Origin of the sequence: Chromobacterium sp. LK1, assembly GCF_001043555.1 — a bacterium.
Taxonomy (GTDB): Bacteria; Pseudomonadota; Gammaproteobacteria; order Burkholderiales; family Chromobacteriaceae; genus Chromobacterium; species Chromobacterium aquaticum.
This window is the reverse complement of sequence record NZ_LDUI01000018.1, coordinates 328,500-344,054: the sequence shown is the minus strand read 5'-3', so window position 1 is coordinate 344,054 and position 15,555 is coordinate 328,500. Positions and strand designations below refer to the sequence as shown.

The window sequence follows — 15,555 nt, the reverse complement described above, 5'->3', positions numbered from 1 at the left end:
TCGATGGCGAAGCAAACGCGGAGTCGCGGCTGCGGCACGGTTCCGAAAAACAAAAAGCCGACGAATCGTCGGCTTTTTGTTTTACATGCGGCATGCGCCGCCGCACGATTTGCGGGAATCCTGGTGGGCCCCCGGGGAGTCGAACCCCGCACCAACGGATTATGAGTCCGCTGCTCTAACCAGGCATGAGCTAGAGGCCCAGAGCAGCGCATTATAACAGCCCAAAAGCAAAACCCCAAGCGCCGAATACCGACAGCTTGGGGTTTTCATACCGTTCAGACCATTAGCCTAGACCGGTGTCGCAATCAGATCACTGGCCGCCCGGCTCATTGTCCAGGAAGCTGCGCAAGCGCTCCGAACGGGTGGGATGACGCAGCTTGCGCAATGCCTTGGCTTCGATCTGACGAATACGCTCACGCGTCACATCGAACTGCTTGCCCACCTCTTCCAGCGTATGGTCGGTGTTCATGTCGATGCCGAAACGCATGCGCAGCACCTTGGCTTCGCGCGGCGTCAACGTGTCCAGCACTTCCTTGGTGGCGTCCTTCAGGCTGGAATACATCGCAGCATCGGACGGCGCCAGGTTGTTCTGGTCTTCGATGAAGTCGCCCAGATGGGAATCGTCGTCATCGCCGATCGGCGTTTCCATGGAGATGGGCTCCTTGGAAATCTTCATGATCTTGCGAATCTTCTCTTCCGGCATTTCCATCTTTTCCGCCAACTCGGCCGGATCCGGCTCGTGGCCGGTTTCCTGCAGAATCTGACGGCTGATGCGGTTCATCTTGTTGATGGTCTCGATCATGTGCACCGGAATGCGGATGGTGCGCGCCTGGTCCGCGATGGAGCGGGTGATCGCCTGGCGAATCCACCAGGTGGCATAGGTCGAGAACTTGTAGCCGCGACGATATTCGAACTTGTCCACCGCCTTCATCAGGCCGATATTGCCTTCCTGGATCAGATCGAGGAATTGCAGGCCGCGGTTGGTGTACTTCTTGGCAATCGAGATCACCAGGCGCAGGTTGGCCTCGATCATCTCTTTCTTGGCGCGGCGCGCCTTGGATTCGCCCGCCGACATCTGGCGGTTGATTTCCTTCAGCGCCTTGATCGGCAGCATCGCGCGGTCCTGCAGTTCGGACAGCTTGGTCTGCTTTTCAATGATCGCGTACTTGAAGCGAGTCAACGCCTCGGCCCAGGCCTTGCCCGAATTGATTTCGGTTTCGACCCAATCCGTATTGGTCTCGTTGCCCGGGAACACCTTGATGAAGTGGGCACGCTCCATGCGCACGCGGCTGACGCAGATGTCCTGAATGTCGCGTTCGTAGGTGCGGATTTCATTGACGCGGCTGCGCAGCGAGTCGCACAGGCTTTCCACCTGACGGGTGGAGAAGCGCACCAGCATGAACTCGGTGGTGATCGCGTCCTGCAGCTCCAGGTATTCCTTGCTCTGGGCACCCTTGCTGGACAGCACCTTGACCATCTTGTCGAACAGCATGCGCACGCCGGTGAAGTGTTCCAGCGCTTGCTGCTTCAGTTCTTCCAGGTTGACGCCGGAAGCATCGCCGGCTTCGCCGTCTTCCTCTTCGCCTTCCTCTTCTTCCTCTTCCTCGGCGTCGAGCAGCTCATCCTCGTCCACCGGCTCGGCATAGGCCGCGTCCGCTTCGGTAGGCGCGTTCAGGTCGATGAAGCCGTCGACGACCTCGTCGACGCGCACCTCGTCGCGGCTGACGCGTTCCACCAGCTCCAGCACTTCGGCGATGGTGCCCGGACAAGCCGAGATCGCCTGAATCATGTATTTCAGGCCATCTTCGATGCGCTTGGCGATTTCGATCTCGCCTTCGCGGGTCAGCAGTTCCACCGAACCCATCTCGCGCATATACATGCGCACCGGGTCCGTGGTGCGACCGAACTCGGAATCCACCGAGGACAGCGCCGCTTCGGCTTCTTCCACGGCGTCTTCGTCGGCCACCGGCGGGGTGGAGTCGGACATCAGCAGCGTGTCGGCATCCGGCGCTTCGTCGTAAACCTGGATGCCCAGACCGGCAATCATCGTGACGATGTTTTCGATCTGCTCTGCGTCGGACACATCTTCCGGCAGGTGGTCGTTGATTTCCGCGTAGGTCAGATACCCACGCTCCTTGCCCAAGGCGATCAGCTGGCGCAGGCGTTTACGCTGCTCTTCCAGGCTCATCACTTCGGTTTCGTTTTCCTGCACATCTTTTTGATTTTCGGGAGAGGCCGCCATTTCGCTTCCTGCTTGAAATAAGCCGAAAAAAACAGTTGATAATAACACAAGCAAGCAATGCTGTTTGTGTAGCCCTGCGGGGCGCTTTCAAAAAGCCGCTGCATCGCTTGTCGGCGCGCCGGGCATGCCCGGCCGCCAAGCGGTCTGCCGCGGTAAGGCGACGTCGTCAAACATTCGGCGCCAGCAAATCCCGCAGCAATTCCCCTAACAATCTGACTTCTTCCGGAGTCAGGCCTTCGTTCCGGTCTTTTTGTTTTAGCCGCTCCACCTGAGTTTGACGCATCATTTTCAGGAGCTTGGCCGCGCCGTCCTGAAACTGCTGTCTGTCTTCCTCGCTGGGATCGGCAAACTCGTCCGGATCCTGCATGGCCTGCTGCAGAACACTATCCACCAGCCCTTCATATGGAGTGCCACGCAGGCTTTCCATCAATTGCGCCGTATTCGGCGGCTGGTCGTGCCCTTGCACGCATTCGGCCAACATGGCAAAACAAGCAAGCTCATCGGACAGTGCCATGCTGTCCGGCAAACGCACATCGCCGGCCCAAGCCGGGTTCAGCAGCAGCCATTTGATCAGCCGCGTCACAATGGACGCCTGAGGTGGGCGATGCGATGCCTCCGGCAAACGGTATTCCCGCTTGCCCTTGCGCTCCGGTTTCTTCTGGCCCGTCGTCAACATGTCGAATTCGTCGACATCCACACCGGCGAGTTCCGCCAGTCTTTTCTTGATGATGAAGCCGAGAGCCGGAGCGGCAATCTGTGCCAGCAGGGGGGCGGCCTGGCGAATCAGGTCGGCCTTGCCCTCCGGCGTGGTCAGGTTCACCTCGCGGCACAGCTCGCGGGTGAAGTAAACGGACAGAGGCAGACTCTGTTCTTCCAATACTTTTTCGAACGCTTCCGCGCCAAACTCGCGGATATAGCTGTCCGGATCGTGTTCCTGCGGCAGGAACAGGAAATTCAAGGCCTTGCCATCCTGCAATTGTGGCAGGCTGTTTTCCAGCGCCCGCCACGCCGCCTTCTGTCCGGCCTTGTCGCCGTCGAAGCAGAAATAGACTTGGTCCGCATGGCGCATCAGCTTGCGCGCGTGCTCGCCGGTGGTGGCGGTGCCCAGCGTGGCGACCGCGTAAGCGACGCCGAATTGCGCCAGCGCCACCACGTCCATATAGCCTTCGACCACCAATACGCGGTTTTTATCCCGTATCGCCTGGCGTGCCTCGTACAAGCCATACAGCTCGCGGCCCTTCTCGAACAGCGGCGTCTCCGGCGAGTTCAGGTATTTCGGTTCGCCCTTGCCCATCACTCGGCCGCCAAAGCCGATGATGGCGCCGCGCTGGTTGCGAATCGGGAACATCACCCGATCGCGGAAGCGGTCGTAACGCTGGCCCTTTTCCTCATTGACGATGACCAGGCCGGTATCGATCAGCTTGTCGTCCTGATAGTCGGGGAATACCGCTTCCAGGCTCTGCCAGCCATCCGGCGCGTAGCCCAGCCCGAAACGGGCGGCCACTTCTCCGCTCAAACCCCGCCCTTTCAGATAGGAAATGGCGTTGGGAGCGGATTTCAACTGCTGCTTGTAGTAGCCTGCGGCCATCTGCATCATCTGCTCAAGCGACAGCTTGCGCTCGCGCGCCGCGCGGCTGGCTTCCGGGTTGGCGTGGGCGCGGCTGTCCGGCACTTGCATGCCGACGCCTTCGGCCAGCAGCTTGACGGCATCGACAAAACCCAGCCCCTGATATTCCATCACGAAGCCGATGGCCGAGCCATGCGCGCCGCAGCCAAAGCAGTGATAGAACTGTTTGGACTGGCTCACCGTGAACGATGGCGACTTTTCCTTGTGGAAGGGGCAGCAGGCCAGATAGTTCTGGCCGCCCTTCTTCAAGGGGACGTAACGATCCACCACGTCGATGATATCGACGCGGGACAACAACTGATCAACGAAATCCTGAGGAATCAAAAAGCGTCACCAAGGCGGGCCGCCTGCGCGGCCCGAATCCGGCTCAGGCGGCCAGCTTGGCCTTGATGCGGGCGGATACCAGCGCCATGTCGGCGCGGCCGGCCAGTTGCGGCCGCAACAGGCCCATCACCTTGCCCATATCCTGCATGCCGGCGGCGCCGCTGTCGGCGATGGCCTTGGCCACCAGCGCGTCGATCTCATCGGCGGACAATTGCTGCGGCATATAGGCCATCAGCACGTCCATCTCGAATTTTTCCTTGTCCGCCAGATCCTGGCGCTGAGCCGCTTCGTATTGGCTGACCGAATCCCGGCGCTGCTTGAGCATCTTGTCGATGACGGCGACGATGCCGACATCGTCCAGCTCCACGCGCTCGTCCACTTCCTTCTGCTTGAGGGCGGCCAGCAACAGGCGGATGGCCGCCAATTTATCGCTTTCCCGCGCTTTCATCGCAGATTTCATGTCGTCGCTGATTCGCTGTTTGAGGCTCATTGCTAGCTTTCCGGAGAAGACCGCCACCCGTCGCGGGCGGCAAGTGCGCACAGATAGAGATTCAAACCCTGATGACATTGATTTTGGACTGATCCAAAACCCATGCCGTCAGAGTCTGCAAACGGGGAACTACAAATGGCAAAACCGCAGGCTAGGCCTGCGGTCCTGCTTACTGACCGGAGGAACTCTTAGTAGAGTTTCGGCGGCAGCATCTGGCTGCGGATGCGCTTGTAGTGGCGCTTAACCGCGGCAGCGTGCTTGCGCTTGCGCTCGGCAGTCGGTTTTTCGTAGAACTCGCGGGCGCGCAGTTCGGTCAGCAGACCGGTTTTTTCCACTGCGCGCTTGAAGCGGCGCATTGCAACTTCAAACGGCTCGTTCTCTTTAACACGAATGTTCGGCATTGAATCAAGTATCCTTAGTTCCTAGCGTCCAGACGTGACTGGAGCTATAAAAAACAGCATTTTAACAACGTTACGCGGTTTGGAAAAGTCTGAAGCGTTCCGACCAAGTAATCTGTGGCGCTTTACGCATCACGGCTTGGCGGAAGAAATCACCCCCTCACTAGGAGAACTAGGTACTGCACTATAAAAACGTTTCGGCATCCGGCCGGCAAGATATGCCGAGCGGCCTGCTTCTACAGCCTGTTTCATGGCATGCGCCATCAACACCGGTTGTTGCGCGGCGGCAATCGCGGTGTTCATCAGCACGCCATCGCAGCCCAACTCCATGGCGATCGCCGCGTCGGACGCGGTGCCAACGCCAGCGTCAACCAGCACGGGAACCTTGGACTGCTCGATAATCAACTTCAAATTCCACGGATTCAAAATACCCATGCCAGAGCCGATCAGACTGGCCAGCGGCATGATGGCGCAGCAGCCCATTTGCTCCAGCTCGCGGGCGATGATGGGATCATCCGAGGTATACACCATCACGTCGAAGCCTTCGGCGACCAGCACTTCGGCGGCCTTCAGCGTTTCCCTGACGTTGGGGAACAAGGTATTCGGGTCGCCAAGCACTTCCAGCTTGACCAAACGATGGTCATCCAGAAGCTCTCTGGCCAGACGCAAAGTACGAATGGCGTCATCGGCGGAATAGCATCCCGCCGTATTGGGGAGAAGGTTATACCGGTTTTTCGGCAAAAAGTCCAGCAAATTGGGCTCACCGGCATTCTGCCCCAGGTTGACCCGGCGAATCGCGACGGTGACGATTTCGGTGCCGGACGCATCCAGCGCTTGCGCGGTTTCCGCGAAATCCCGGTATTTGCCGGTACCCACCAGCAAACGCGAATTATAGGCCTTGCCTGCGATGATCAGTTGATCCGCCACTTCTGCACCTCTGTCAGCTTGCCGCTCAGCCTCCGCCGACGGCCACTACGATTTCGAGCTCGTCGCCGTCCGCCAGCCCCACTTGCGGGTATTGGCTGCGCGGCACGATCTCGCCATTCTTTTCCAGCGCCACGCGCTTGCCGCTCAGGCCCAACGCCACCACTAGGTCGGCCACGCAGGCCACCGCGTCCAACTGCCGGCTCTCGCCGTTGATCCTGAGTGTCAGCATGTCTTATCTCCGTTGCACGCGCTGCACCACCGGCAGCAGCCTGATCGCGCCCAGCACCCGCTCCAGATGTTCAACGCCTTCCACTTGCAAGCGGAAGTGGATATTGAACAAGCCGTCGCCATCGCGGCTGCTGTCCTGGGTGTCCGCGCTTTCGATATTGGCCGAGGCCTGGGAGATCGCGGTGGCGATATCGGCCAGCGCGCCGCGCTCGTTGCGGGACAACACGCCGACGGTGACGCCGAACATGCGGTCGCGCTGCGCCTCCCAGTTGACGTCCAGCAGCTTGTCGTGATCGGCGCGCCGCGCGTTCGGGCAGCCCTTGCGGTGGATGACCAGACCCTGGCCCTTGGTGATCACCCCGAGGATGTCGTCGCCCGGCAGCGGATTGCAACACGGCGACAGCTGCACCATGCCGCCCTCGTTGCCGCGTATGGTCACCGGCCCCACTTTCACTTCCTCGCCCAAGCGTTCGCCGGCCAGTTCCAGCAAGCGTCGCGCCACCACGATGGGCATCAGCTTGCCGGCGCCGATGTCGGCCAGCACTTCCTTGTGCGAAGCCAGCTTCTCGCCGAAGGCGGCCAGATACTCCACCCACAACTCATCGCTCAAGGCCAGCGGCGTCACCGCCAGCGCGCCTATCGCCTGCTTCAGCAGTTTCTCGCCCAGACCCACCGCCTCTTCCTGCTGCAGGCTCTTCAGATAATTGCGGATGCCGGAGCGGGCGCGACCGCTTTGCACGAAGGTCAGCCAGGACGGATTGGGCTTGGCCTGGGTGGAGGTGATGATTTCCACGGTGTCGCCATTGCGCAGCACGGTGCGCAGCGGCACCAGCGCGTGGTTGACGCGGGCGGCGATGCAGCGGTGGCCGACATCGGTATGCACCGCGTAGGCGAAGTCCACCGGAGTGGCGCCTTGCGGCATCACCATGATCTTGCCCTTGGGCGTGAACACATAGACCTCGTCCGGGAATAGATCGATCTTGATGTGCTCGAGGAACTCGACCGGATCGTCGCTCTCCTCCTGCATGTCCAGGATTTTCTGCAGCCACTGATGGGTGCGCTGCTGCGCGGTATTGACGCCGTCGCCGCTCTTGTACATCCAGTGCGAGGCGACGCCGGCCTCGGCGACGCTGTTCATCTCGCGGGTGCGGATCTGCATTTCCACCGGCGTGCCATAGGGGCCGAACAAGGTGGTGTGCAGGCTCTGGTAGCCATTGCCCTTGGGAATGGCGATGTAATCCTTGAATTTGCCGGGAATCGGCTTGTACAGGCTGTGCAACGCGCCCAGCGCCAGATAGCAGCCGGGAATGTCGTTGACGACGACGCGGAAGCCATAGATGTCCAGCACCTCGGAAAACGACAGGTGTTTCTCCTGCATTTTCTTGTAGATGCTGTAGAGGTTCTTTTCCCGCCCCTTGATGGTGGCTTCGATATTGCTCTGCACCAGCTTCTGGCTGACCGATTGCAAAATCTTGGTCACCACCTCGCGGCGGTTGCCGCGCGCGGCGCGCACCGCCTTGGACAGCACGCCATAGCGATGCGGATGCAAGTGCTTGAACGCCAGGTCCTGCAGCTCGCGGTAAACCTTGTTCAGGCCGATGCGGTTGGCGATCGGCGCGTAGATTTCCAGGGTTTCCAGCGCGATGCGGCGGCGCTTGTCCTCGCGCATGGAGTCCAGCGTGCGCATATTGTGCAACCGGTCGGCCAGCTTGACGATGATGACGCGGATGTCGCGCGCCATCGCCAGCACCATCTTGCGGAAGCTTTCCGCTTGCGCGGTTTCCTTGGTCTGGTACTCCAGCCGCTCCAGCTTGGACAAGCCGTCGACGAGATCGGCGATGATCTTGCCGAACTTCTCGATCAGCGTCGGCTTGGTGACGCCGGTGTCTTCCAGCACATCGTGCAGCAAGGCGGCGGCGAGACCCTGCACGTCCAGCCGCCACTCGGCCAGCATGCCGGCCACCGCCAGCGGATGGGTGATGTAGGGCTCGCCGCTCTTGCGGGTCTGCCCTTCATGGGCGGCGCGGCTGACCTCGAAAGCCTGCCGCAACAGCTGGACGTCTTCCGGCTTGAGATAACGCGCGACCGACTCGAAGAACGCTTGCGCTTCGCTGTCGATCAGGGCGTCGTAGTCGATTTCATCCTCAATGCCGGTTGCCATAACCCACCACCCACTTGCTATCAGGCTTTGCCGCGGCTCAGAACTTCCTTGCCGACGTGGCCGGCGGCGATTTCACGCAGCGCGACGACGGTGGGCTTGTGGCGGCCGGCTTCAACGAAGGGGCTGGCGCCGGAAGCAACCTGGCGCGCGCGGTAGGCGGCGGCCAGGGTCAGGTCGAAACGGTTCTGGATGCGGTCCAGGCAATCGTCAACAGTAATACGGGCCATGTGTTTTCTTTCCAATCAAGTTGCCAAGGGCGTTGTCGGTCGCCATGCTCGCGGCCGCAGCAACGCCCAGAGGGATCACTATATCTAAATTTTAGCCGACTCACCAACAGCGGCACAGGTCGGGGGCGAACTAGCGTTCAGCCGCCCTGCCCCATGCGCGCCAGCATGGTCGCCAGCTTGCGGCACTGAATGGCGCTGCGCAGGCGGTTGGCGCGCACGATGCTGATCAAGTCGAGCCGGGCACGTTCGAAATCGTCATTGACCACGATGTAGTCGTACTCGGCGATCTTGTCGATCTCGGCGCGGGCGGAAGCCAGCCGGCGACGGATCACTTCCTCGCTGTCGGTGGCGCGGCCGCGCAGACGGCGCTCCAGTTCTTCGATCGACGGCGGCGCGATGAAGATGCCGATCGCGTCCGGGAAGGTCTTGCGCACCTGCTCGGCGCCCTGCCAGTCTATCTCCAGCAGAATGTCCTGCCCCACGTCCAGGCGGCTGCGTATCCACGGCGCGCTGGTGCCATAGTAGTTGCCGTAGACTTCGGCGTGCTCGAGGAAATCGCCACGGTCTATCATGGACTTGAAGACCGCCTGATCGACGAAGTGATAATGCTTGCCGTCCACCTCTCCCGTGCGCGGCGGGCGCGTGCTATAGGAAATGGACAGTTCCACCGTAGGCTCGGCGGCTAGCAGCGCCGCCACCAGCGAGGTTTTCCCCGCGCCGGACGGAGCGACCACGATAAAGATATTACCGGTTGGCTGGCTCATGAGAAGGTGTTTTCCTGCCAAATGAGTAATTCTCCAGAATACCACAAGCCGCCATCCGCTGTTAATCGCCAAGTTATTTTCACGTCAAGATTTAGGTAAATCTCTTCAGGCTGAATAAAATGGCACGTTTTTTCTATCCCTATCGCCCCTGGAGCGCGTTTCGCCATGCAATTCCTTGACAGCTTCTTCAAGCTGAAAGAAAACGGCACCACGGTGAAGACGGAAGTCATCGCCGGCTTTACCACCTTCCTGACCATGGCCTACATCATCCTGGTCAATCCCTTGATCCTGTCCAGCACCGGCATGGACCTGAACGCGGTCTTCGTCGCCACCTGTCTGGCGGCCGCGCTGGGCACCGCCATCATGGGCCTGGTGGCCAATTACCCGATCGCGCTGGCACCAGGCATGGGCCTGAACGCCTACTTCACCTTCAGCGTGGTCAAGGGCATGGGGCTGTCGTGGGAAACCGCGCTGGGCGCGGTCTTCATCTCCGGCATCGTGTTCCTGGCGGTCAGCCTGTTCCGCGTGCGCGAGGCCATCGTCAACGCGATCCCGCAGTCGCTGAAATTCGCCATCTCAGCCGGCGTCGGCATGTTCCTAGCCATCATCGCGCTGAAGAACGCCGGCGTGATCGCGCCGCATCCGGAAACCTATCTGACCCTGGGCGACATCCACAAGCCCACCACCCTGCTGGCCATCCTGGGTTTCTTCCTGATCGTGGCGCTGGAATACCGCAAGGTGCCGGGCTCCATCATCATCGGCATCCTGGTGGTGACGGTGCTGTCCATCGCCATGGGCCTGTCTCCGTTCAAGGGCGTGGTGGCGCCGGTGCCCAGCATGGCGCCGACCTTCATGCAGATGGACATCGCCGGCGCGCTGCAAGCCGGCCTGATCGGCGTGATCTTTGTCTTCTTCTTCGTTGACCTGTTCGACACCACCGGCACCCTGGTCGGCGTATCGCATCGCGCCGGCCTGCTGGACAAGGATGGCAAGCTGCCGCGCCTGAAGCGCGCGCTGCTGGCCGACTCGGTCGCCATCACCGCCGGCGCGGTGATGGGCACTTCGTCCACCACCGCCTATGTGGAGTCCGCCGCCGGCACCGCCGTCGGCGGCCGCACCGGCCTGACCGCCATGGTGGTGGCGCTGCTGTTCCTGGCTTCGCTGTGGCTGTCGCCGCTGGCAGCCACCGTGCCCGCCTACGCCACCGCTCCGGCTCTGTGCTATGTGGCGGTGCTGATGGCGCGCGGCCTGGCCGAGATCGACTGGAGCGATCTGACCGAGTCCGCGCCGGCGGTGATGACCGCGCTGGCGATGCCGTTCACTTTCTCCATCGCCGACGGCATCGCCTTCGGCTTCATCAGCTACGCGGTGATCAAGATCCTAGCCGGCCGCTTCGCCGACCTCAAGCCGCCGGTGCTGATCATTGCCGCGCTGTGGGTATTCAAGCTGGCTTTCTTCCACTGAAACATCAATAATTGATGCGGACCCCAAGCCTGCCGCGCCGCGCGGCGGGCTTTTTCTTGCGGGCCGCGCCGCGACTCTCTTCATTTCGAAGTACAATTAGGCCATGGAAAACCTTAGCAATCTCGACTACTCCAGCTATCTGAAGGGCTGGATTCGCACTGTGCCCAACTGGCCGCAACAAGGCGTGATGTTCCGCGACATCACCCCGCTGCTGCAGAACCCCAAAACCTTCCGCATGCTGATCGACATCTATGTGCACCGCTACATGATGGAGAAGGTGGACCTGGTGGCGGGCCTGGACGCGCGCGGCTTCATCATCGGCTCGGTGCTGGCCTATGAGCTGAACGTCGGTTTCGTGCCGATCCGCAAGCGCGGCAAGCTGCCCTTCACCACGGTGGAAGAGGAATACGAGCTGGAATACGGCAATGCCGCGGTGGAAATGCACACCGACGCCTGCAAGCCCGGCGACCGCGTGATCCTGATCGACGATCTGGTCGCCACCGGCGGCACCATGATGGCCGGCTACAAGCTGCTCAAGCGCATGGGCGCCGATGTGTTGGAAGCGGCCGCCATCATTGAGTTGCCGGAGCTAGGCGGCGGCAAGCTGGTGCGCGATGGCGGCCTGGAGCTGTTCACCGTCTGCGCTTACTAAGCATCCGCTAGCGCCATGTGAAAACGGAGCCTCAGGGCTCCGTTTCGCTTTGATCCCAGCCTGCCTCAGTCGGCCACCACCTCTACCTTCAAGGCCTGGCCGCGCGCGTTCAGTTTGAGCGGCGCGCCCGCGGTGCTGGGCAGCTTGCTGTCCACCGCCGACGCGGTGCCGCGCACCTCGTATTGCAGGCTGGCGGATTTCGGCAACGACAGCTTCAAGGAGCCCGAGGTCGCGTCCAGCGCCAAGGTGCCGCTGGGCTTGGGATCGGTCAGTTTCAACTCCGCCTTCACCGCCTGGCCGTCCAGGCTGAGTTCGCGGCTGCGGCCTTCAAAGCCCAGTTTCAACGCCTGCCCCTTCAACACCAGCTTGTCGTAAGCGCCCTTGGCCTGCGCCTTGATCGCGCTGCCGGCCAAAGTCAGATTACCGGCCTTGCCGGCCAGCTCCAACTCCAGCGCCTGGCTGTCCACGCTGACCGCCTTGTATTCGCCGTTGATCGAACCCTTGACCGCGTTAAGGCTGACTTCCAGCAGCTTGCCCGGCTTTAGATTACCGGCGATTTCCAAGCGGCAACTCTTACCCAGCAGCTTGTCATTGAGCTTGACCGTGATGGTGACCACGCCGCCCTCCTGCCGTGCCTGGGCGCTGCACTTGCCCTCGTCCCAGCCGCTCTTGTTCAGGTCCAGCCGGTAGGGCTTCTGCGCATCCGTGCTCAGCTTCAGCACCGCCGCGTCACCCTTGATCACCAGCTTGTCTATCGTCCCCTCGGCGGCCAGCGCCGCTCCGGTCCACAACAGGCCCGCCAGCGCCAGCATCGTTTCCCTCTTCATCACGCATCTCCTTTTTTTAGTGTCGAAGCCGCCGGCAGAACCGGCGGCGCTTGTCCATCATTGCAGAAACAGCCAATACATCGCCACTACGCCGCAGGCGGCGGCCATCCCACCCAGCGCGTGGCGAGCCAGGCGCGCGCACTGGGCGCGCAGCAGACGCCGCCGGGCAAAGGCCGCAACCGCCAACTGCCGGGAATCCGCCAATGCGGCGATCAGCCGGCCCTCATTGCGTGGGTCCGCCACCGCATCGCGGATGTAGTCGCGGTATTCATCCAGGATCTTGCGCAGCTCCGCTTCCGGCAAGCGCACCATGGTCAGTTGCAACTGTTGAATGCATGCATCGTGTTTCATGTTTCTCTCCCAAATTCCGTTCAGATCCAGCGAGTCAAACCACGTTACCGCCCACCCCTTTACCTGCCACCAAGTCCATTTGATAGCGCACATAATTCACCAGGCCACGCCAGGTCAGCCGCGTCAGCCACAGGCAGAACATCAGCCCCAGCGCGCCTATCACCAACAGGATGAAGCCGCTTACCGCCGCTGAACTCCGCAGGGACAAGCCCGGGATGCCGTCGATCTCGAAATGCCCGTCGCCATCGTTCAACGACAGCCGGTTGTCGCGGATCACCAGCGAGCTGTCGCCATCGCGCAGCACCAGATTGGTCGGCTTGCTGGCCTCCCCCATGCTGGTGGCAGCCTCCGCCGAAATCATCCGCCAACGCAGCGACTCCCCGTCACCGCCCTGCACCAACTCCATGCGATCGCCGTCACCCGACACCAGCACCAGCGATTTCAGTTCCGCGCGCTCCACGCTGACCGCGTGCTCGCCCTCCTGCTGGATCAAGCGCCGCGCCGCCGGAGCGCTGGCATCCACTCTCAGTTCGCCGTCGTCGTAGCTGACGGCAACCGGATCGCCGGCGCGGGTGCGCAGGCTGGCGCTCTCATCCGGGTCCAGGTTCAGCACCACCCGGCCCTGTCTCAAGGTGACGCCATGCACCAGTTCGCCGGCCGGACGCACTTGCAACTCAAAGTCGCCACCCTTGGGCGACAAGCTGGGCTCCAGCTCCGGCCAGCCAAACAAGGTGTTGCCGCCCCAGGCCGCCACCACCACCACGCCAGCGATCAGCAAGCTGCCGGACACCATGTAGCCGATGGACAGGCATAGCAGATAGAGCATGAAGGGCAGCGCCAGGAAGAAGTTCAACACCCCCAAGCCTGCCACCGCCGCGACCACCCGCATCAGGTTGCCGATGGAGCGATGGTTCTCCCATTGACGGTAACGCGCCTGCGCCTTCAACTCCTTGGCCAGTTTCTGCGGGCTGCCCAGCGCGGCCACCACTTCGTCCTCTTCGCGACCAGCCTCCAGCGCGTCATGGAAATACTCTTGGTAGTCGGCGAGGATTTCGCCGATTTCCTCGGCCGGCATGCCCGCCAGCGCCTGTTCCAGCTGGCTCAAGAATGTCTTGCGGTTCATGATTATTGTTCTCCCGACTGGTCTGCCACCGGCAGACGACTCAATACGCTGTTCACTTCATTGACGAATTCCCGCCACTCGCCCCGCATCACTTCAAGTTCCCGTCTGCCCGTCTCGCTCAGCGTGTAGTACTTGCGCGATGGTCCGGATGCCGACTCGACCAGATAGGTGCTGACCCAGGATTCATTCTGCAGCCGGCGCATCAGCGGATAGATCGTGCCTTCGCTGATTTCCATCGTTTGCGACAATTTGCTGACCAGTTCGTAGGCATAGCTGTCGGACTGGGCCAAAACCGCCAATACGCACATGTCCAGAGTCCCCTTCTTCAACTGGGTTTTCATTTCGTCCTTCCTTGAAACCGCCCGGTCCGGCTACCCGTCACTATCTTGCATTACACGATAGCTAATCGGACCAAGGCATCAATCTGCTAGTGATTGCACTATACGAACCACTACCTTGCAGCGCAAGGTATCTTTCATTGCTCAATGACAAACAGTTGAGTAGTGCATCTTTCTTGCAACAATAGTTTCCATCACATCCCATGCCATATTGCATTGCGGAATGCCGGCCAGCATCCATAATTCAAGCATGGCAATGACATGAAACTGCGTCGCGAACGCATCGTCAACGCATGGCGCAGCAGCGGCGACTCACCACGGGGATCTTCATGGCAATAGCAAACAAGCCCAGCATCGCGCTGGTATTGGGCGGTGGCGCCCCAAATGCAACCCTGATGGCCGGCGCGCTGGTGGCGCTGACCGAGGCTGGCGTCGAATTCGACATCATCTCCGCCTCCGGCGCCGGCGCCATCGTCGGCCTCTTGTACGCGGCGCCGCGCAAGGGCACGCCGCTGGACAATTTGCGCCGCTTGTCCGATCTGGGCGTGTCCGACCCCATCTACCAACTGCTGCCGGTCAACTACAAGGTGTTCAACAAGCCGGGCCCCGCCGCCGAGTTGTGGCGCAGCTGGCAGAGCCAGAATCCGCTGCTGCAGAGCATTCAGCAACAGGCCGACCAGGGACCATGGCAACGGCTGCTGGCCGACTGGACTTCGCTGCTGCTGGCCACGCTGTGCCCCAGCGATCTGACGCCGTCCAGCCAGGGGCTGTGCGCGCATGTGCCCTTCATCGAACAAGTGGTGGATTTTGAACGCCTGCGCCAGATTGCGCCGCAGTTCTATCTGAACGCCTACAATATCAGCCACGGCGAGATGCGCTGCTGGGACAAGAGCGAGATCAGCCACGAACACTTCCTGGCCGCGCTGTCCTTCCCCTTCATCTACCCGCCATACCGCCTGGACGACGGCGATTACATCGAGGGCGCCGCCATCGACACGCTGAACTTCAAGCAACTGTTCCGCGATCATCACCACATCGACTACACCCTGGTGTTCGACGTGCTGGGCAGCGATCGCTTGCTGCACCCGCCGCGCAATCTCTACGATGCCTGGGTACAGTCCATCATCACCCCGCTGACCGAAATCGCGCGCGACGACCTGAAGTTGTTCGAAGCGCTGCACAACAAGGACGAGCACGGCCGGCCGCGCACCGAGGTATTGAAGATCCAGTTCGACGCGCTGATCGATCCCGAGCGCCAGCAGCAGGAACTGGACTGGTCCTACTCCAATCTGTCCCAGCTATACCAGATCGGCTACCAGGCCGGGCAGGACTTCATCCGCCTGCATCGCGCCAAGCTGCTGGGCTGAGATAAAAAAAGGGCTGCCTAACGGCAGCCCTTGACGCTTGGCTAA

17 protein-coding genes and 1 tRNA gene are annotated in these 15,555 nt (G+C 61.2%); 3 read left to right on the top strand and 15 right to left on the bottom strand.

Annotated elements, in window-relative coordinates; all coding sequences use genetic code 11:
• Window positions 1-121 precede the first annotated feature (121 nt).
• The 11 genes from VI26_RS10155 to VI26_RS24500 all read right to left on the bottom strand — a co-directional run bounded on the left by VI26_RS10155 (window position 122) and on the right by VI26_RS24500 (window position 9,555).
• Window positions 122-200, bottom strand: a tRNA-Ile gene (locus VI26_RS10155).
• A gap of 110 nt (window positions 201-310) precedes the next feature.
• A complete protein-coding gene (gene rpoD, locus VI26_RS10150) occupies window positions 311-2,242 on the bottom strand; it encodes an RNA polymerase sigma factor RpoD (protein ID WP_048409600.1) in 1,932 nt (643 codons plus the stop codon).
• Between the two features lie 166 nt (window positions 2,243-2,408).
• Window positions 2,409-4,193, bottom strand: a complete 1,785-nt coding sequence (gene dnaG / locus VI26_RS10145; protein WP_048409599.1) for a DNA primase — start codon at window positions 4,191-4,193, stop codon at window positions 2,409-2,411.
• 43 nt (window positions 4,194-4,236) lie between these two features.
• Entirely contained in the window at window positions 4,237-4,683 is a 447-nt protein-coding gene (locus tag VI26_RS10140) for a GatB/YqeY domain-containing protein (RefSeq protein WP_048409598.1), read from the bottom strand.
• 188 nt (window positions 4,684-4,871) lie between these two features.
• On the bottom strand, window positions 4,872-5,084 hold the full coding sequence (rpsU, locus tag VI26_RS10135; protein WP_039756346.1) for a 30S ribosomal protein S21: 213 nt from the start codon (window positions 5,082-5,084) through the stop codon (window positions 4,872-4,874).
• A gap of 129 nt (window positions 5,085-5,213) precedes the next feature.
• Complete coding sequence (locus VI26_RS10130; RefSeq protein ID WP_048409597.1) at window positions 5,214-6,008, bottom strand: thiazole synthase; 795 nt, start codon at window positions 6,006-6,008, stop codon at window positions 5,214-5,216.
• Window positions 6,009-6,033: 25 nt separating this feature from the next.
• A complete protein-coding gene (gene thiS / locus VI26_RS10125) occupies window positions 6,034-6,237 on the bottom strand; it encodes a sulfur carrier protein ThiS (protein WP_048409596.1) in 204 nt (67 codons plus the stop codon).
• 3 nt (window positions 6,238-6,240) lie between these two features.
• A complete protein-coding gene (locus VI26_RS10120) occupies window positions 6,241-8,397 on the bottom strand; it encodes a bifunctional (p)ppGpp synthetase/guanosine-3',5'-bis(diphosphate) 3'-pyrophosphohydrolase (RefSeq protein WP_048409595.1) in 2,157 nt (718 codons plus the stop codon).
• Window positions 8,398-8,417: 20 nt separating this feature from the next.
• On the bottom strand, window positions 8,418-8,624 hold the full coding sequence (gene rpoZ, locus VI26_RS10115; RefSeq protein WP_019103869.1) for a DNA-directed RNA polymerase subunit omega: 207 nt from the start codon (window positions 8,622-8,624) through the stop codon (window positions 8,418-8,420).
• Window positions 8,625-8,761: 137 nt separating this feature from the next.
• Window positions 8,762-9,388: a guanylate kinase gene (gmk, locus tag VI26_RS10110; RefSeq protein ID WP_048409594.1), complete on the bottom strand. Its 627-nt coding sequence runs from the start codon at window positions 9,386-9,388 to the stop codon at window positions 8,762-8,764.
• On the bottom strand, window positions 9,385-9,555 hold the full coding sequence (locus tag VI26_RS24500; protein WP_156183828.1) for a hypothetical protein: 171 nt from the start codon (window positions 9,553-9,555) through the stop codon (window positions 9,385-9,387). Before VI26_RS24500 ends, gmk begins: the two co-directional genes overlap by 4 nt.
• Between VI26_RS24500 and VI26_RS10105 the strand changes: the two genes are divergently transcribed.
• Together VI26_RS10105 and VI26_RS10100 are read left to right on the top strand one after the other, a co-directional pair.
• A complete protein-coding gene (locus tag VI26_RS10105) occupies window positions 9,554-10,852 on the top strand; it encodes an NCS2 family permease (RefSeq protein WP_048409593.1) in 1,299 nt (432 codons plus the stop codon). The genes VI26_RS24500 and VI26_RS10105 overlap by 2 nt on opposite strands.
• A gap of 103 nt (window positions 10,853-10,955) precedes the next feature.
• Window positions 10,956-11,504 carry an adenine phosphoribosyltransferase gene (locus tag VI26_RS10100; protein ID WP_019103866.1) on the top strand — a complete coding sequence of 183 codons (549 nt, stop codon included), beginning with the start codon at window positions 10,956-10,958 and terminating at the stop codon, window positions 11,502-11,504.
• Window positions 11,505-11,569: 65 nt separating this feature from the next.
• On the opposite strand, the gene VI26_RS10095 is transcribed toward VI26_RS10100, so the two are convergent.
• From VI26_RS10095 to VI26_RS10080, 4 genes are read right to left on the bottom strand one after another with little or no spacing between them, the layout of a single operon-like run.
• On the bottom strand, window positions 11,570-12,331 hold the full coding sequence (locus tag VI26_RS10095) for a hypothetical protein (protein WP_048409592.1): 762 nt from the start codon (window positions 12,329-12,331) through the stop codon (window positions 11,570-11,572).
• A 57-nt stretch (window positions 12,332-12,388) separates the two neighbouring features.
• Entirely contained in the window at window positions 12,389-12,682 is a 294-nt protein-coding gene (locus VI26_RS10090) for a hypothetical protein (protein WP_156183827.1), read from the bottom strand.
• A 34-nt stretch (window positions 12,683-12,716) separates the two neighbouring features.
• Window positions 12,717-13,805, bottom strand: coding sequence for a DUF1700 domain-containing protein (locus VI26_RS23240; protein ID WP_053074349.1), 1,089 nt, complete (start codon window positions 13,803-13,805; stop codon window positions 12,717-12,719).
• Between the two features lie 2 nt (window positions 13,806-13,807).
• Window positions 13,808-14,146: a PadR family transcriptional regulator gene (locus VI26_RS10080; RefSeq protein ID WP_048409590.1), complete on the bottom strand. Its 339-nt coding sequence runs from the start codon at window positions 14,144-14,146 to the stop codon at window positions 13,808-13,810.
• A gap of 326 nt (window positions 14,147-14,472) precedes the next feature.
• Here VI26_RS10080 and VI26_RS10075 point away from each other — a divergent pair, with 326 nt between their 5' ends.
• Window positions 14,473-15,510: a patatin-like phospholipase family protein gene (locus tag VI26_RS10075; RefSeq protein ID WP_053074356.1), complete on the top strand. Its 1,038-nt coding sequence runs from the start codon at window positions 14,473-14,475 to the stop codon at window positions 15,508-15,510.
• The last annotated feature ends 45 nt before the right edge of the window (window positions 15,511-15,555 follow it).